Here is a 19331-nt window from a genome sequence, read left to right as displayed (position 1 = left end):
TTATCACTTACTTCACTGTAAGTTCGCTGTCATCACGACATTATTATTATATTTTTGCGATTTACCTAGTTTTCCCTACTAGGCTCTTTGTGTGTCCATAATCTCAAAAACACATGGATTGCTCTAGCGACAATCTCTTGAATCCTTGTAAGCATTTTCTTACAAAACAGTGAACTTTGAAGTATAAGTTCACAATCTATCCAAATTGATCTTTTGTACTAAACCACTACGACGCACTGTTCGAATTGTAAGTGCTTGTAATAACGCATTTGGATCAGCCAAAAGTGTCACTACTTTTTTAGCACGGGTAATCGCCGTATAAATCAACTCTTGGCTAAGCAGTTTTTCCGCTGCTTGATCAAATACTACCGCTGTGTGTCTAAACTCAGAACCTTGTGATTTATGAATGGTCAAAGCGAAAGCGGTTTGCATATTTCGAGGCAAACGATGTGCAGCGATCCATTTATTTAAACTCGGAAAAAATACTTCAAATTGCTGCGATTGACTACGATGCTTAAAGCAAATCCCAATATCACCATTGGAAATGCCAAGTTGGTAGTCGTTATACGTCATCATCACAGGACGTCCCACGTACCAATCCCCGATCGCAATTTGTTTGAGTTGCTGATTCAACCAATGTTCTGCATAACGGTTCAGTTGTTCGATACCCAAAGCACCATGTCGTACCGCGGCTAAAATTCGATAATCATCAAAAGACTGAATGACTCGCTCTATTTCACGTTCAGGTTCAATCGATTGTAGATAACCTTTTAACGTCTCCACATAACCCTGAAAACCATACATCAATTTTTGTTGATAAGGTTCAACCTCAAAATCATGCTGTTGCGGTAAATACTCCAGTTGAATCAAGTCTGGCATATCGTCTGATAAAGCAATGGCTTGCAGAGTTGATGGCTTTACAATTTCCAACTCCAGCTTACTCAAAACTTGATTCTGGTCATTTTGATCTTGCTGCGCTTGAATAAATCGTGCCAACTGTCCAATTTTTGCTTTATCAGAAAAACGACGACTATTTTTAAGTTGCACTCGATTGTCAGTCAGAGCTTTAACTTGTTGTAGATCTGCGAGAACTGAACCGACATCCACTGAAGCCAATTGATTGGCATCGCCCAATAAAATAATACGACACGCATCAGGCACGGCTTCAAACAATAAAGTAGCGAGATTGAGATCCAGCATTGATGCTTCATCGACCACAATCACATCATATGGCAAGGGCCGTTTTGCGTGAAAGCGAGGGATTTGCTGATGCCCCATTCCTAATAAACGATGCAGCGTTTGCGTGCTCTGATGGCGTAATTCATCAGTAACTAAACCAGATTCAAGCAATTTCGGGTCATTAAATGAATTTTGCAATGCCTCTTGCATACGTTGTGCTGCTTTACCTGTTGGTGCAGCCATGGCAATACGGATATCAGGAATGAGCTGATTCAGCGCTGCAATAATTCTGGCCAAGGTATAGGTCTTACCTGTGCCTGGCCCACCTGTAATAATACTGAGCCATTGTTGCATCACCATTTTCAAAGCTGCTTGCTGATGTGGATCATTCAGTAAAGCTTGATAGCTTGAAATATCGATAAGCTGAGTCGTTTGTCGCTTTAATCGACAAATCTGATCAGCGAGACGTTGTTCTAAGTGCCAATATCGGTATAATGCCAAGCCCTGCTGATCATAGACACATGGGGCAACCTGAGTCATTGCAATTTCGCTGGAAACAGCCAAATCACCCAGTGCTTCAAGCTGTGTTGAATCTGTTGCAATACAACTGTCGCCTTGCAAACTGGCTTCAATCAGTTGTTGTAAAATATGCGATGCGCTAACTGCTTGAGCAGATTGAGAAAATGGTGTGTGTGTAAGGTAGTTACTCCACATATTTAGCCAAGTCGGTGCTCCCGACTGATTACTGATTTGTTTGTCCACAGAGTTATCCTCAAACTTACCCACACGCTTGTCCACAAGTTTATGAACAGACTTATCCACAAAATAAGTTTTTGTTTAATTTAAAATCATTCACTTTATCTACAGCATTTTTCCAGCTTTATCTTCAGAGAAATACCCAAGAATTGCATCTAAACGCAAGATAAATTCGTCATCTGGTTTCCAGTACAAACAGCCTTGCTGCGCTTGTCCATTCATACCGCGTAAATACAGATACGATGCACCGCCTAAATGCTGCTGCATATTGTAGTTCTGCAATTTCACCTTCAAATAACGATGTAATGCCACCAAATATAAAGCGGCTTGTAACCAATAACTCGATAACGACATACTTTCAGCAATCTGGGGCGTTTGATAATCAGCCTGATCACTGCCTAAATAATTACTTTTATAATCGGCAATATGGTAACGCTGCCCATCGAAATACACCAAGTCAATCGAACCATTCAAATAGCGCGCAGATTTAGCCTCTAACAACTCAGGCATTTTGATATCATATTCTGCAAACAGTTGTTGGACACGTTGCATGGCGAGGACACGATCAGACAAAGCCAAGTAGAATGGGCATTCCGAAAGATATTGCCCTGTCGTCAATTGTTGTAATTGAAAGCCTTCATTCAATGGTGTCGCCAATACTTCACGTAGCCATGCCGCCATCCACTGATATAGCTGTGGTTCGGCATGTTCTTGCTCTGAAAAATGCTGTTGATATTGATTCAGTAAATCCAACCACAACGTTTGATAGGTATTTTTAAAGCGACGACGAATTTCTTCGATCCATGTTTCAGGATGTTGAAAATCAATCTGTTCAAAAATCTCATGCAGGAAATTCCCTGCCAATGTGCCTTTAGGAAAATATTGTTTAATCCAGGCGATTGGCTCAGAGCTTGCTGCACTTTCCGTAAGTTGGAGATCTAATTCATCTTCAGCTTGCTCAAACTCCTGATTCATATTGGCCAAACGATCGACCCGATTGGCTTTGTGTTTTAAATGTTGCGCCAAATAACTAAAGCTGGTTTTACCCCGTGCATAAAAACGCTGCTCTGGTAAAGGCTGTGCAGCGAGTATTAACTTTTGTTGGGTTTGTTGAGTATGCGCTGCGTGTGGTCGCTCCAAAACTAAAGCTTCATCACCACTCCACACATGCTGAAAATCAGCACCTTGACTCTTCCAAAACGCCAAACCTGAACCTATATTTTTATCACCTTTTGCTGGTTCAAAAACCGCATAAACGCGATGACTGGCACGCGTAAGTGCCACATACCACAACCGATTTTGCTCAGCTTGTGCACGTTGTTGATGCTGATCCAGTTCCGTTTGTTGGAGGAATTTTTTATCTGCGATCGCTACCACACGCTGTGTTCGCGTTTGCCCAGTATCTGCCAGTTGAATTTCCGTGGTAGAGAAATTTAGCGTTTTCTGTTGTTCGGAAAATGGCTTGTTTGCACCCAGTAAAAATACGATTTTAAATTCCAACCCTTTGGATTGATGAATCGTCATTAACTGTACACCTGCCTCACTGGACAGTTTATGTTCCAACTCCCAGTCCCGATCACTTGGAGAATGCAACTGCTTTAAATACCAGTGATACAGGTTTTGTATGCCTTGCACACGTTCGCTATGCTGACTCAAAATATCGGTAAGATGACGTAAGTTCACCACAGCTCGTTCATTTTCTTTGCTTTGCGTGGCGACCAATTGCTGCCAAATACCAAACTGATTTAAACAACGCTGCCAAGCCGATAAGAAGCCTTGATTCAACCACATTTCACGAATGTCATCGAATTGTTGAATATAGTGGCTCAATCCTTCAGCACTGTGTTCTAGTGCTAAAAGTCGGGTTAAATCAAAACCGAATAAGCGGCTGAGTAAGGCACGTTTCAATTTGGCCTCATCATAAGGATGAAGCAAAGCGGTTAACAACGCTCCCACATCCTGAGCAATCGCTGAATCAAAGACACTACGTTTTGATGGTCGATTGACCCGAATACCCAAGCGCTGTAACACATATTGCACGTCATCGAGTTGCCGATGGCTACGAGAAAGCACGGCAATATCATCTTCGCAAATGGCTTTGCGACCATCCCCCTCTAAATACAACTGCTGCAAATGGGCTTGGTTGAGTAAGCTCTGGATTTTCCAAGCAACTTGTGTCGCTTGCTCATTGCCATCTTGTAATTGTAGCCATCGTAAGGGCGCAGGATTGACCTGTTCGTGTTCAATTAAAGCGGGATGCGGTCGTGAACCTGCCTGAATCGGATCATAAAAAACCTGTTCGCCAAAATCCATTTGTCGTTGAAACAGTACATCTACGACCTCGACCAACTCTTTGACCGAGCGATGGTTATGAATCAACTTATACTCACGACCCTGCTTTGCCATAATGTCTTGATAAGCATTCAGGAAAGTCAGCATATCTCCACCACGGAAACCATAAATGGCCTGCTTACGGTCTCCAACCATAATCATGCAACCCTTTTGGTAACGCTGTGGATGTCGCCAAATACTGGCCAACATATCGTCCTGATCTTGGTTGGTGTCTTGAAACTCATCCACGAGAATAAGCGGATAACGTGCCTGTACAAATACCGCAAAGCGTTGCCCTTGTTCACCCTTTAAAGCTTCAGACAAGGTTTTGATTTGCTGTGCAAAAGTAGTTTCGCCTTTTTGTTGTAAGATTTGTGGCAGTCTTTTTTTGACTTCTATACATAAATAGGCTTTTAAATAGACTTGTAACTGTTCGAACTGCTGCTGCGTTTGCTGTACCGACTGAAATAGAGATTGAAGTTGCACTACCGTTGGATGCTGATAAAAACCATCTGCAATTTCCGCAGGGCATTTTTTAAAAATCTTTTGTTGTTCTAACTTATCCAAAAATTTAAAGACAATGTCACGTGCATCTGCAAAATACGTATCAAAAACCTGCACATTCTCGGAGTCTGCCAAAGCTTTTAATAACTGGGGTAACACGTCGTAGAATAGCTTATTAAAGGCATTGTTACGAAAAGAAGTACCATTAATATGTGAATAATAAGCACCGTCTAAATTAAAATATTCAGCCAAATGACTGAGTTCAATCTGCTGCGCTTGTTGTTGCCACTGTTGCAGTTGAGCGAGTTCAATTTCTGGCATGTCAGGCAATTTAAATTGGGCTGAACTGAAATTCAGTGAGCTTTCGACCATCCCGACAAAATGATCAACACTCTTGAGTCCACCCACAGTATAAAGTGCATCAATCACCTGTTGCGGTTGTGATTGAATCCATTCTCGTAACACATCATGAATCAATTGGCGAGTATAACTTTTTGCATCTTCAGTAATCTGTGCACGTTCAATCTTGCCACTTTCAAAGGCAAACTCTCTTAACAATTTTTGGCTAAAACTATCCAGCGTGCCAACAAACAGTTGATCTAACTGATCAATCACCAATTTCAACCGTTCACATGCATAAGCAATACGTGGTGCAAAGCTATTGAGTAAATGTTGTTTAAGTGGGTCTGTCTCTTGTATTGCTTGGGTCAGAATGTCGCGTTCAAGTACATTCCGTAAAGGCTCTAAATACGCTTGAATCTCGACCAAGCGTAAACGAATACGGCTTTTTAACTCTGCGGCAGCAGCACGGGTAAAAGTGGTGGCAATCACCTGATTAGGTAGATACTTTTCTAAAAAAATCCGCACCATCAAACTAGACAAGGTATAGGTTTTGCCTGTTCCCGCCGAGGCCTCAATCAGATGCAAACCTTCAAATTGAATATCAGCAATCGGATGATAAGACACTGGATATTGTGAGCTCATGTCTTACTCCACCCGTAAAAATTCAAAAATAGGCTGATACAAAGCATAAGAATAATGATCACAGGCATATTTTAATAATGCAGCCGCATCCTGCTCCTGCAAAATAAATTGCCAGTCTCGATGTAATTTACAGGCTTCGTTTTGTGTCATATCAAAACCAGAAAAGTCACCCGTATCATTCCAGTCCTTCAAGACTTGCTTTTGACTCTCTTCAACGAAGATATGCTGTGCATGCTGTTCAATCCAGTCATAGTGTTTACCTTTCTCCAAAGGTTTTAATAACAATGCCGCAGGTAACACCACTGGTTGCTGTTGTGCATCTTGCCAAAGCTGTAACCAAGCTTGTAAATACGCTCGTGCTTGCTCAGTGCTCAAGCCTTCACAAATCACGGTGTAATCACTAAACACCACAATACGGCGTTTATCCGTTGCAGCATTGCTCTCCAATACCGTTAGCCATAACAGATACTCAAGCCAAACTTTGGCAAGACGTTTCGCACGCGCACTGGATGCATCTAAGCTGACCCAATCCTGTGTGGCTGATTTTGGTGTTATACACCTCATTTGTAATTGTTTGGAAACTCGCCACACGCGTTGCGTGGTTTCTGTAGGTGCTGGGGCATATTGCTGCAACCGCTCAAGCAATCGTTGTTGCTCTAAACAACTTTGTTGCCATGCACTTTGCTGTACTTTTCCAACAGGAAGTTGATCTTGTAAAATCATCGGTGACACCGCTTGATTGCTCTGTTGCCACTCCTGTTGCTGTAGAAAATGCCGAATGGCATATTTACCCAAACCATCTAACAGTAAAGGCTCTGTTTGATCGGCTAATTCTGTTGCGCTGAGATTTTCCACACCTAAAGTTTTCAAATACAGTCGAGCAGGAAAGGTCACATCCTGAATCCATTGACGACTATCGAGAATCGTCATTTCATTGTTTTCAATTGGATAAGGGGTATTGATCCACGCCTGTCGCTCACCTATTGCTTGCTGAATTTGAGCAGCAACTTTAAACCACTGATCTTGGTAACGAATAGGACGCTCCGCGATAAAACCGAGTGGATCAAAAGGCTGTAAGCGATGCAGATGATAAAGTGGATACAGTTGTGGTGGGATTTGTAAGGCATCTAACTCAGCTTGATCGGCTCTTTCTATAACATCAGATTTAGGCAACGAGACTCGCTCTACAGCACTACTTTCATCAGCCATCAACACCTGTTCTGGTGTTTTCACAATCAATGCCAAATGGTCTCTAAAACCCAGCAACACACTCGACGGCTCTCGAACTTCACCATCATTGACATCAAAGCCATTATAGAACAGCCATAATTGCTCTTGAGCCAACAGTACCGCATCTAAAAAAGCACCTTGATCATCTTCCAAGCGAGAACGATCCCCCAATTGTTGACGCAGGGCATCCATCAAATCAAACGGAATATGGCTGTCTCGATTTGGAAATTTTCCTGTATCTAAATTCAGCAGCACGATTAAACGATATGGGATGGGGCGAATCTGTCCGATCTGGCTGAAGGTAATCTGCCCTGTCGGCTCAACTTGTGCAGACTGGCTTTCTAAAGTACGTTGAATTTCTTCGAGAATATAAGGCAGTGGCAATGAAATTTGCCGTAACTGGGTTTCGGCATCATCATAATAACTGGCCAAGGTCAACATGCGTTCTTGCTTTTGCACGATTTCGCGGACGGCTTTTAAGGCCATCACATCGGCGTGTTCAAACTCTTGAACATCATCTTTGATCCGTGTGAGCCATGTTTCTACAGGCAAGCGCTGACCTTGCTGATGTACGGTCAACCAGTCTCGTCGAGCAGCGAAGTCCTGATAAATCTGAATCAAAATCCCAATAAGTTCAAAGTCACTCGGCTGTACCCCTGCATAACTTAAGGTCTGTTGCACCAGCACATGTGCAGGCACGGCAATCCCTAAAGCCAAACGGTCTAAAGCAAATTTAAAACTATAACGATAGTCTTGATCAGCGTTGCTTAGGCTCTGTTTTAAATGTTCCTCATCCAAACCACGTTTGAAACCAGCATCATTTAACAAGGCTAACATCCGTTGCCCTTGACTATAATCCAGACCATAACGCTGTTGTGTTGCAGATAAATTCAACCAATCGGCAAACTCATCCTGCGTAAAACGCCCTTGAGGCAATTGCAAACGCCCTAACACCGCCCGCCATGCATTCAAGGCATCTAACTGTGCCACCCCTGCTATTTTGACAGGCAAAAACACCTCATGCTCATTGGGCACAGCAGGAAAAACACTACGAATCAGCGGTTCTAGCTGTGCTAAATTCGGGGTCAGAATCAGTACATCATTGGGACGACGAGGCGTTGTATCCGCTTGAGATAACCAATGTACCAATTGTTCTTTTAATACCTCAAGCTGTCGTAAACTGGAGTGACAGACATGAAATTGAATCGACTCATCATGGGGGGCTAATTCATATTGTTGTGCCGTGGGTTCTGCCAGATAGAAAATATCCGACTGCACTTGACCCAGTAAGCTGTCTGGAAAATAATCCTCAAAAGCATCCACCCAATTACCTTCCTCCCCTGTCGCAAGTTGCGATAACAGAGAGAAATGATCGCGCGCCTGTTTGCCAAAACGGGTCAATAAAGGATGGCGGGATTCACGATTTAAGGCATTAAACCCTAAGCTAAAGCTTTCAAAAAATGCTGCAATTTGTACATCCGTCGCTTTCGGATTTTTCACAATGAAACGTTCTTTCACGCCCAAATCATAGCGTTGCTTCCACAATGGATCGACACTATCCGCCCAATATTCTTGCGAAGGGTTATAGTGCAAAATCACCACATCTAAATATTGCCCTAAGCGACGTAAAAACTGTAACTGGCTTGGTGGTAAATCTAATAGGGTAAACACAATCACTTGATTGGGTAGTTTAGCCAAAGCCTGTGATCGGGTCTGATCATTGTCCAAGATTTTCCAGAAATCAGCATCAATACTTTGCATTTCCAGAAAGTCAGCATGAAAATAGTTTTGCCATAACCAACGTTGCCATGCTTCTAGTTGCTGGGTTTGATTGAGCGTAAAAGCGGACGTTTGCTGATCTGTGTGAGAAATCAAATTTTCAATATCGAGTGCTTGGTTTTGCCCCCAAGCAGACAACCAATTACTTGGACAAGTGCAATCCGCCTGACAACCTCGCTGGCAATAACCACGATAAATCATGTAGTTATTAAACAACTGTGAAACTTGTTCAGCCACCCAATACAACATACTTTGCTTTTTAAGCTGTTTTTCTGTGCCCTGTTGTAATTGATCAGCACTATCATAAATACGCTGTACGATTGAATAAAGAGGATGCTCTACCGCAAGATTGATTTGCTCAGGTTGAATAAAGGGTTGCAAGGCTTGATGTATCCGCCATTTTAAAATCAAGCGAGGAATATTGGCTTTACGTACTTTCTCTTTATCATCGAGGACTTGTTGATAGGCATACCATTGAAAACCACGAATTCTTTGATGGAATTGATAATTCGCAGTCATGCCTTGTTGCTCAGCAACTTTCTGCGTCAACCATTGTTCCTGAGCAGGACTTGGCACAATAAAGTGCTGGGTTTTAAACACTTGAAATGGGGTGGTACTTGGTTGAGTGATCGAGGCCATCACGCCTTGCAATAACACTTCAAGGCGTTGACTTTGAATAACATGAATCGCCATGCGTTAATACAACCTCATCAAAAAAGCACCATTTCACATGCACAAAACCGTACATCATCACTAGGGTCTGTTGACATTTCACAGATGCTTGCGACATGAGCCATTTTTTGGCGCAAGATTTTTAGACGATACAAGGCATGGCTGAAATGCCAACAAACCCTACTATACAAGCTTGTAGAACTATGTCACGTTAATCAAACAAGGAAATATAAAAATTGTTTTGAAAACTGTCATTGAATAAGGTTGAATAAAGTATTGATGACTCTTTTACATATACATCCCAAAAAATCTCATATTCAAAGGATAGACTTAGGTATCACTTTATGAAAATTGAAAAAACGCCTGACTTTATTGACCCAAGTTTAAATTTGGAACAAATCCGTAAGGAGTGCTTAGAACGCACAAAAAAAACTGCTTATTATTCAGCAGGTGCGGCCATTATACCCATTCCATTTTTTGATGTTGTGGTGGACTTGAGTATGTTGACCCAAGTCATTCCAGACATTAATGCACGCTTTGGTCTAGCACCTGAGCACATCAGCGTCTACGACCCTGAAACCAAAAAAATCCATTGGAACGAATTACGCAAACGTGGTTTTGAATTTTCAGGATTTCTGGTCGCACGCACCGCCATGAAAAAATCCTTTAATGGTTTCTTTGCCAAAATTGCCACCAAACAAGTGACCAAGTTTATTCCTTTGGGCGGACAAATTATTGCAGCAAGTTTAGGTTATTTTATGATGCGTAAAATCACAGAACTGCATATCGAAGATTGCTATAAATTAGCAAAACGTATCCAACAAAAGAGTAGCAGCACAATTGTGAGTTAATGTACTTCGTCCTTTAATCGCACCTCCATCAACCCTAAAAAAACCGCCTTAACGCAGAATACTGGTAAAATCTAAAGCAGATAAATACACAGATGAAAGCTTAATCCGCTTTCATCTGTTTTAATATCGCCTTCAATACGCCAATACGTGCACTATATTTATCATCCGTTGCAATCACATACCACGGCGCTTCCTTGGTATTGGTCCGCTCAAACATATCGGCTGCAGCATGTAAATAATCGTCCCATTTTTCACGATTACGCCAGTCTTCTTCTGTAATTTTAAACCGTTTATGCGGTGTCTGTTCTCGCTCTTTAAAGCGCAATGCTTGTTCATCTTTACTAATGGCCAGCCAAATCTTAACAATGACCGTTTGACTATCAGCCAAGTTCTGCTCAAAACGATTGATCTCATCATAAGCACGTTGCCATTCAAGCGTTGATGCAAATCCTTCAATACGCTCCACCAACACACGACCATACCATGTCCGATCGAAAATCGTGATTTTGCCGCTTTCATTGAGTCGATTCCAAAAGCGCCATAAATAAGGACGGCGTAATTCATAGCGCTCAGGCGCACCAATACTATGAATTTCATATTCACGCGGATCTAGCTTTTTTACTATCCTCTTAATGGCACCACCTTTACCTGCCGCATCAATTCCCTCAAAAGCAATAATCACTTTACGCTCATCGCAACGTAATGCTTCAGCAACTTTTTTGGTCAGCTCATTCAATTCATCTTTATAGTCATTTTTTTCTAAACTAACTTGCGCAGGCGCTAATAATGCTTGAGGTATCTCGGCTTGCTGCCATTTCTTATTCGCTTTGGTTTGATGTTCAGGCAACTCTTGCAAGGTCTGGAGTAAATATTGCGCAAAACATTGATCCCGACGTTTTTCATCTTCGCCATCAATGATAAACCAGTCCTCAGTAAAGCGTTGACTGAAGCTTTGCACCGTATTGTATTGCTTTTTATTACGCCAATCTAAGCCATGTAATTTATGCCAATGTTGTTCAGATGGATCAACTTGGTCTAAACGTTTTTGCAATGCTTTCCACGATAAATCAAACCAAACTTTAATCACATGCACATGGTTCTGCTGCAAGTCATGCTCGAAAGCACGCATTTTTTCCACATAAGCATCAAATGCTTTGTCATTTAAGGCTTTCGGATCATCCATCGCGGTTGCAAGTAAATCACTATACCAATTGCCAAACATCACCACGATTTGACCTTCAGCAGGAATAAAGCGCGTATAAGATTGCCAAAATGTTTGATTATTTGACAAACGTTGTGGTGCATCAGCCTTAACCCGTAAATAACGCGGGTCAACCCACTCTCTTAACTGTTTAACCGCTTCGCCTTTGCCTGCCAGCTCAATCCCACTGACCAGCACCAACACACTTTTTGCATTTTTTTGATCTCGGCTTTGTTTTAATGCGTATTGCGCCTCAATCAAATCTAAAGAGAGTTCATCTTCATCACGCAATTCAAATACGGGTTGTTGTTCACTCATTTTTTTACTCTAAGTGTATGATTTATTAAAGTTGAGTATAGCCATAACTGAAATAGACTTTAAAAAAACAAATGTACAATTTCTGTAGAACAAAATGAATGTACATGGGTACTGACCAATTGTTAAATATTTAGCATTTATGTTGTCATGGTTCTTGGGTATCATGCAGCCTATGATTTCATGATTTTATTTTCTTTGAGTTCGAATATGTCAAAACTCGCTGCATTTGATGATCTTCTAATACAATATCAAAATTTAAATTACCACCAAAATCCAGCGATTGCACAACGTCTCCATGATGCACAAGCATGGATGAAAGCGCGCATTGCTGCAACGCATCAGGATTTCTTTGCTCAGCCTGAAAATCAACTGATGGCGCAATACTTTTTAAATCGCTTATATGGTGGACCTGATTTTGATGCGATGGCACAGCAAATCGAACGCTTATTAAAATATGCCCACAAAGCTGAGAGTCTGCTTCCTGAAAATGCCATTAAAACCGGCACAAAATCCGTTAGTCTGGCGGTACTCGCGACACGACTGGATGAGCAAGTTGCAATCCAACTCTTACAAGATTACCCATTAGACACGCCAGTAACGGATGAAATCATGCGTCAGACCTTGATCAAACTTGATCAAGGTGAAGCACGTTATCAACAATTACAGCTACTCGATGAGCTGGGTATAACCTTAGACAAATATATGCGTTCTACCATGATGTACGCCGCGTTTAAGATGTGCAAAGGGATTGCCAAAAAATATCAATTTGAAGGTATGTACGAATTCATTCAAGAAGGTTTTGCTGCAATGAAGCCGATGAAATCTGCTGCGGTTTTTATTCAAACCTTTACTGAGAAAGAGCGTGAAATTATTGACAAAGTTCATGCTGGCGATCCTACCCCATTTCAAGTATAGATAATATACGCTCTCCCTCTTGGATAAGAGGGAGATTTGCCTCAGCATCATTCAAAATAAAAACCCTTTTGAGAAAATGAGTTTCTGTATATTATTCATAACAATTACATGTCAAAGCCTGTAAAAAATTACAAAATCTGTCATCATGCATGCTGATTCGTGCCGCTAGAACGAAAGTTTAGGAGAAAACAATGTCTAACGAAAACCAACAGCCCACCCCAGAAGTTGAGCAAAAACCAAGTTCAGACAAAGTCAGCCCATTCCTAAGTTCACCCCTTCCGCAAGGCGCACCACAAGGTCAGCAACAAACATTACAACAAGGTCTAGCATCAACACCAACTGGTTCGGTTCCAAAATACAACTTACCGCGTGGTGCAAATACAGGCAATGTGGGTGAGACCACTCACTTTGGTTATCAAACCGTTAGTAGTGATGATAAAGCACAAAAAGTTGCAGAAGTATTCCATTCCGTTGCGAGCAAATACGACATCATGAATGACTTGATGTCATTTGGTATTCATCGTCTTTGGAAGCGCTTTGCTATTAATATGTCAGGTGTTCGTCGTGGACAGCATGTATTAGATATCGCAGGCGGTACAGGTGACCTTGCGAAAGTATTTAGTCGTGAAGTCGGCCCTCAAGGTCATGTAGTCCTTTCAGATATTAATGAATCCATGTTGAATGTCGGACGTGATCGTCTGATTGATGCAGGCTGTACCAACGTTGATTTTGTGCTTGCCAACGCAGAAACCCTAGAACCCTTTGCAGACAATAGCTTCGATTTACTCACCATTAGCTTTGGTTTACGCAACGTGACCGATAAAGATGCGGCCTTACAAGCCATGTATCGTGTCTTGAAACCAGGTGGTCGTTTATTGGTGCTCGAATTTTCAAAACCTGTGTTTGAACCCTTCTCAAAACTTTATGATTTTTATTCATTCACGGCGCTCCCGATCATGGGCAAGTTGGTCGCGAATGATGCTGAAAGCTATAAATACCTCGCTGAATCCATCCGTATGCACCCTGACCAACGCACATTAAAAGGGATGATGGAAAATGCAGGCTTCCAAAGCTGTGATTACCACAACTTAACAGGTGGTATTGTGGCAGTTCACCGTGGATTCAAACTGTAAGGTTTAAGATATGTGGTCGATTTTAGCACTGGGTGCAGTCGAACGTATCATTCATCATGTGATTGATTTGGATGCGATTACCCGCGTTCAACTCAATCAATTACAAGGCCAATTATTGCGAGTGGTGATCAACAGTCCCCAACTCTCTGTTGATGTGTTTTTTGATGAAAATAAAGTTCGACTCGAACCTACGGTGACAGGACAAAGTCAAACACCGTCCATCTTTGAACAACGACCCTTTGATCATCAAAATAAACTCACTGATGCAACTGCAACCCTACATGTTGAAAATGCAGTTGAATTAGTCAAATTATTACTCAGTGATATGGATCAAATTGGGAATATTCCACTGCAAGGTGATTATCATCTCTTACAAGAGATTCAAAGAATTATGCAGCAAGCTGAGCCTGATCTCGCTGCGCATTTATCACCTTGGATTGGTCCACAACTGGCACATGAACTGGGTAAAATTCAGCATGCACCACAACAGCTAAAACGTTCGTTGCAAAGCCATTTATTCTTTGTTGAAGATGCTTTAAAAGAAGACAGTGGGCTATTTGCACCACGCTGGCAAATGGATGATCTCAATCGAGAAACACGTCAACTCAATCAAGAAATTGATCGCTTAGCAGCTAAACTTCAACGGTTACACGCACAGCTCCATCCACAAAAGCAACCCTCACACGACTAGGTAAGATTGTATATGATTCCGCATATTAAACGGTTATTTGAACTTTGGCAGATCGCAGCACATTATCGGCTCGACACCTTGTTCCCCGCGGAAGAATTACCTGTAAAAGCACGTCATGCCTTAAATGTGATTAAAACCCACCCTGCGGCATGGTCGAGTCGTGAGAAAAAGAATCCACTCAAGCTCAAAGAAGCCTTAGAGGATATGGGACCTTTAGCGATTAAGCTGGGTCAATTACTCTCTACCCGTCGTGATCTGATCCCACCAGAAATCCTATCACAACTGGTGTTATTACAAGATCGCGTAAAACCATTTGATGTACAGCTCGCAAAACAACGGATTCAAGAATCATTAAAAGCTGATGTTTCCACCTTGTTTTCGCGTTTTGATGAACAACCCCTTGCTGCAGCATCAATTGCTCAAGTTCACACCGCTGCATTACATGACGGTCGTGAAGTGGTGGTGAAAGTCACTCGCCCAGATATTCGCAATCAAATTTTACAAGACTTTGAAATTCTCGCTTGGCTAGGTGACTGGTTAGAAAATCGTATAGAAGCTGCTCGTGCCCTACATTTATCAGAGATCATTCAAGACTACCGTCAAATCATTTTAAATGAGCTTGATCTGAGTCTTGAGGCCGATAATACCCGTCGTATGCGTCATTACTTTACTGGCTCAAGCATGATGTACGTGCCTGAAGTCTATATGGACAGTAAAGACGTGATGGTGGCTGAACGCATCACTGGTGTACCGATTTCGGATACAGCGACCTTTGACCGTTTAGGAATGGATCGCGCGGATCTGGCAGAAAAAGGCTTAACTATTTTCTTTACCCAAGTATTCCGTGACAACTTTTTCCATGCTGACATGCACCCAGGCAATGTCTTTGTTGAAACCATTAACCCAAGTAATCCGCGCTTTATTGCGTTGGACTGCGCGATCATGGGTGAATTGTCGAAACATGATCAAATGACGATTGCACGGATGTTACTTGCGGTTATGAACAGCAACTTTATGCAGTTGGTTCAGATTGTGCATCAGGCTGGCTGGATTCCACCGGGTACCGATCAAGATGCGTTGTCTCGTGAAATGCGCCGCACTGTTGGGCCAATGGTCTCAAAACCAATGGATCAACTGGACTTCGCAGGGATTCTGATTCAGGTGATGGACATTGCGCGTCGTTTCCATTTGGAAATTCCACCACAGTTAATGTTGCTGCTCAAAACACTGGTTCATGTGGAAGGCTTAGGAACTGATCTATACCCTCAACTGGATATCTGGAAACTGGCCAAACCGATTCTGACTGAATGGGTCAAAGCCAATATGAATCCAGTCAAAAATATGAAAGAGCTAGGCCAGCAAATTCCTGACTTATTACTTGGCGCTCAAGATTTACCAAGTCTACTCATCGACAGTTTAAATGGTTTGAAAAACCAATCCGCTTGGCATGACAAACAACTCAAAGAAATTCAACAGATGCGCTTGCAAATGCAACAGCAACAACGCCGTAGTTGGGTGTTTGGTAGCTCACTCTTGATTTTATTGACCATCGCGATTATCACGCCATGGTTTGTGTCAGTCGTATTGATCGTCTTAAGTAGTCTTTTAGCACTTTGGCGTGTGGTGAAATAACCCCAATATTTAATTGAATACAGAACCTTAATTTTATCAACTATCGTGGAAGCAGCATGGATAACGTGTTTAAAGCTTCCCTCGTTTTTGGTAAAGGTCTACAAATCAGTTAATATCCTTATTAGACCAATCATATAAATAATTGAAAAAGAACAAACAATGAAAACACCCCATTTTGCCATTATTGGTGCGGGCACAGCAGGACTCGCAACCGCAATTCTGCTTGCACGTGAAGGCAATCACGTCACTATTTTTGAACAAGTGGATGAACTCTCCCCTGTGGGCGCTGGCTTACTCTTACAACCTGCTGGCTTGGCGGTGTTTGAACATCTCGGTGTACTTGATCATGCCTTACAGCTTGGGGCAAACGTCACAGGTTTAGAGGGGCGACTTCCGAATAAACGACTTCTGGTCAATAGCCATTACCATCAAGCAGCTCCAAACCTATATGGTCTAGGCATTCACCGCGCCACCCTGTGCCATGTACTCACAAAAAAGCTGGCTGAATATTCGAGCCATGTAACTTGGCGGATGAGTCACAGCATTGATCAGATCCAAGAAAGTTCCCATGAAGTTCGATTATTGGGTACGCAGCAACAAAACAAATTTGATGCCTGCTTTGATGCTATTCTGATTGCCAATGGTGCACGTAGCCAATTGCGACCTAAACAATGGGTGAAGGTCGATCAAGCTTATCCATGGGGCGCAGCGTGGAGCATCGTGCCTGAATGTTTGGCGCTGAATCCTGAAATTCTGCATCAATTTTATGATCGCTCAAAAATCATGATGGGTATTCTGCCCACAGGTGCAATCCCCTCTGCTCCGCAGCAACGACTTTCCAGTGTATTTTGGAGCCTACCAACCACACAGTTACAATCATTTTTAAAAGATGAGCAGGCAAAGCAACAATGGTTAAATCAAGTTTCCGAACGCTGGCCCGAGGTGGCTGAATGGTTAAAACAGATTTTGTATGATGAACACATCCAACCACAATGGTTATCCGCCCAATACCGTGATGTGGTGATGTCACAATATGGCCAAGGACGAATTGGAGTGATCGGTGATGCAGCACATGCCATGAGCCCTCAATTGGGACAAGGTGCCAATATGGCACTGCTAGATGCGTGGGCTTTTTCGCAATCGGTACAAGCTGCGAAGAAAAATCAGCAGATTAATTGGCCAATGCTATGGCAACATTACCACCAGCATCGTCGCTCTTCTACCCAGTTTTATCAATTTCTGAGCCGTCTACTGACACCACTTTATCAATCTAATCACTGGTGGGCAGGTGGTTTACGCGATCTCACCTTTCCGTGGATGTATCAAATCCCCTATTTTCGCAAGGAAATGGCCATCACCATTTCAGGTTTAAAAACGAGCTTGTTTCAACAGCTTGATTATCAGCAAGTAGCGCAATATGCTGAGCGAGATCATACATCCAAGACAAAAAGTGAACCTCTACCTGAATATGAATAAGCGCTATGAAATATGAAAATTAGTCATTTAGACCATTTAGTACTGACCGTAGCCGATATTGAAAGCACCTGTCAGTTCTATCAATCTGTACTCAATTTTGAGGTAATTACTTTTGCTGAAAACCGCAAAGCACTGCAATTTGGTGCTCAGAAAATTAATCTACATCAAGTCGGAAAAGAGTTTGAACCTAAAGCATTTCAGCCTACCGCTGGTTCGGCAGATTTATGCTTTATTGCCGAAACGCCATTAAATGAAGTGGTCAGCCATCTGCAAAGCCTAAATATTGAAGTCGTTGAGGGACCGATTGAAAGAACTGGGGCAATGGGCAAAATTCTATCGGTCTATTTACGAGATCCAGATCAAAATCTGATTGAAATCTCGAACTACGAAAAAACCTGAGTTATTTGTAATCTATCGGGATATTTTTCAACTGCTCATTAATATTCCAATTATTTGGCTTATCTTTTAACTCCCACCAACCTCCACCTGCATCTAGCCATTTTTTACGTTGGATCAACACTGATTCTTTTGTATAGTCTTCATATCCAAACTCCGTTCCACAACAGGCACAAATGGCATAATTAGGTATCTTACCGTCTTCCCCCCACGGTTCTTCGCATTGGATAAGCCCACAAACACGACAAGCTAAATTTTCATTATTATTCAATATTCAGTCCTCCTAATTTAGCCAACATTCATATAATCTTTTTACACTTCTCTGCATTTTAGTCAAAGAAAAGAGTTTATTGCTAAAAAATAGGTGAACTAAATACTATTTATAAAATATAAACTTCTTTGTGTCAGCATCATGCAAAAAACACCAAACCGACTTTTTACCCAACAAGCATAGCCAACCCTAGCCACACAGGCTAAACTAGCTGCTCTCCACTCAATGGATTTTCACTCATGTCAAACTGGTTAGATGAAGTTAAATTTGATTCCAATGGTCTTGTTCCTGCCATTGCACAACATCATCAAACAGGTCGAGTGTTAATGGTTGCGTGGATGAATCGTGAAGCGTTGCAATTGACCGCAGAAAAAAACCAAGCTGTGTATTACTCACGTTCACGCCAAAAATTATGGCATAAAGGCGAAGAATCAGGTCATTTCCAAACGGTACACGAAATCCGTCTCGACTGTGATGCCGATGTCATCATCTTACAAATTGAACAACATGGCGGTATCGCCTGCCATACTGGTCGTGAGTCTTGTTTCTACCGCAAGCTAACACCACAAGGCTGGGAAACGGTTGATGCACAACTGAAAGACCCTACTGCAATTTACGGCAGCTCTGCAAAAACAGACACTCACGATCACAGTCAAAGTGAACAAGTGGATGTACTCGACTATTTAGGTCGTTTGATGCAACAACGCAAAAAAGCAGAAGCCGATAACTCTTATATCGCAAGCCTATATAAAAAAGGCATCAATAAGATTTTAGAAAAAGTCGGCGAAGAAAATGTCGAAACGATTATCGCTGCTAAAGATTATGCGGTGCATGCTTCTTTGGAAAATAAACACGACCTCATCTATGAAGTGGCAGATTTATGGTTCCACAGTATCGTCATGCTCGGTTACTTCGATCTTGATCCACAAGTGGTTTTAGATGAGTTAGCACGCCGTCAAGGTTTATCAGGTTTAGTTGAAAAAGCAAACCGTAACAAAGAGGCGTAATCCAA

The 19331-nt window shown here is 42.0% G+C and carries 13 protein-coding genes; 8 read left to right on the top strand and 5 right to left on the bottom strand.

Annotated elements, in window-relative coordinates; genetic code table 11:
• Nucleotides 1-189: 189 nt before the first annotated feature.
• From recD to MMP72_RS02850, 3 genes are all read right to left on the bottom strand, one after another.
• The gene (gene recD / locus MMP72_RS02860) at nt 190-1893 is read right to left on the bottom strand and encodes an exodeoxyribonuclease V subunit alpha (RefSeq protein WP_241314571.1); all 1704 of its coding nucleotides are present in this window, start codon (nt 1891-1893) and stop codon (nt 190-192) included.
• A gap of 147 nt (nt 1894-2040) precedes the next feature.
• On the bottom strand, nt 2041-5754 hold the full coding sequence (locus MMP72_RS02855) for a UvrD-helicase domain-containing protein (RefSeq protein WP_241314330.1): 3714 nt from the start codon (nt 5752-5754) through the stop codon (nt 2041-2043).
• Between the two features lie 3 nt (nt 5755-5757).
• Entirely contained in the window at nt 5758-9456 is a 3699-nt protein-coding gene (locus tag MMP72_RS02850; protein ID WP_241314328.1) for an exodeoxyribonuclease V subunit gamma, read from the bottom strand.
• Nucleotides 9457-9779: 323 nt separating this feature from the next.
• Between MMP72_RS02850 and MMP72_RS02845 the strand changes: the two genes are divergently transcribed.
• Entirely contained in the window at nt 9780-10286 is a 507-nt protein-coding gene (locus MMP72_RS02845; RefSeq protein WP_241314326.1) for a hypothetical protein, read from the top strand.
• A gap of 100 nt (nt 10287-10386) precedes the next feature.
• Here the strand turns inward: MMP72_RS02845 and MMP72_RS02840 are convergent, their stop codons facing one another.
• Complete coding sequence (locus MMP72_RS02840; protein WP_241314324.1) at nt 10387-11805, bottom strand: phosphate--AMP phosphotransferase; 1419 nt, start codon at nt 11803-11805, stop codon at nt 10387-10389.
• 207 nt (nt 11806-12012) lie between these two features.
• Between MMP72_RS02840 and MMP72_RS02835 the strand changes: the two genes are divergently transcribed.
• From MMP72_RS02835 to MMP72_RS02810, 6 genes are all read left to right on the top strand, one after another.
• Nucleotides 12013-12720, top strand: coding sequence for a hypothetical protein (locus MMP72_RS02835; RefSeq protein ID WP_241314322.1), 708 nt, complete (start codon nt 12013-12015; stop codon nt 12718-12720).
• A gap of 191 nt (nt 12721-12911) precedes the next feature.
• Nucleotides 12912-13853, top strand: a complete 942-nt coding sequence (gene ubiE / locus MMP72_RS02830; protein WP_241314319.1) for a bifunctional demethylmenaquinone methyltransferase/2-methoxy-6-polyprenyl-1,4-benzoquinol methylase UbiE — start codon at nt 12912-12914, stop codon at nt 13851-13853.
• A 10-nt stretch (nt 13854-13863) separates the two neighbouring features.
• Nucleotides 13864-14544 carry a hypothetical protein gene (locus MMP72_RS02825; protein WP_241314317.1) on the top strand — a complete coding sequence of 227 codons (681 nt, stop codon included), beginning with the start codon at nt 13864-13866 and terminating at the stop codon, nt 14542-14544.
• A gap of 12 nt (nt 14545-14556) precedes the next feature.
• Complete coding sequence (locus MMP72_RS02820; RefSeq protein WP_241314315.1) at nt 14557-16176, top strand: AarF/UbiB family protein; 1620 nt, start codon at nt 14557-14559, stop codon at nt 16174-16176.
• 159 nt (nt 16177-16335) lie between these two features.
• Nucleotides 16336-17652, top strand: a complete 1317-nt coding sequence (locus MMP72_RS02815; protein ID WP_241314312.1) for an NAD(P)/FAD-dependent oxidoreductase — start codon at nt 16336-16338, stop codon at nt 17650-17652.
• Between the two features lie 12 nt (nt 17653-17664).
• Nucleotides 17665-18051 carry a VOC family protein gene (locus tag MMP72_RS02810; protein ID WP_241314310.1) on the top strand — a complete coding sequence of 129 codons (387 nt, stop codon included), beginning with the start codon at nt 17665-17667 and terminating at the stop codon, nt 18049-18051.
• Between the two features lies 1 nt (nt 18052).
• Here the strand turns inward: MMP72_RS02810 and MMP72_RS02805 are convergent, their stop codons facing one another.
• Nucleotides 18053-18319 carry a hypothetical protein gene (locus MMP72_RS02805; protein ID WP_241314308.1) on the bottom strand — a complete coding sequence of 89 codons (267 nt, stop codon included), beginning with the start codon at nt 18317-18319 and terminating at the stop codon, nt 18053-18055.
• A 239-nt stretch (nt 18320-18558) separates the two neighbouring features.
• On the opposite strand from MMP72_RS02805, the gene hisIE reads away from it, so the two are divergent.
• Nucleotides 18559-19326, top strand: coding sequence for a bifunctional phosphoribosyl-AMP cyclohydrolase/phosphoribosyl-ATP diphosphatase HisIE (gene hisIE, locus MMP72_RS02800; protein WP_241314306.1), 768 nt, complete (start codon nt 18559-18561; stop codon nt 19324-19326).
• Nucleotides 19327-19331 lie beyond the last annotated feature (5 nt).

The sequence above is a fragment of the Acinetobacter sp. NIPH 2699 genome (assembly GCF_022549355.1).
In the GTDB taxonomy this organism is placed as follows: Bacteria; Pseudomonadota; Gammaproteobacteria; order Pseudomonadales; family Moraxellaceae; genus Acinetobacter.
Note: the sequence above shows the minus strand (reverse complement) of the source record. Positions and strands in the feature narration are given on the sequence as shown.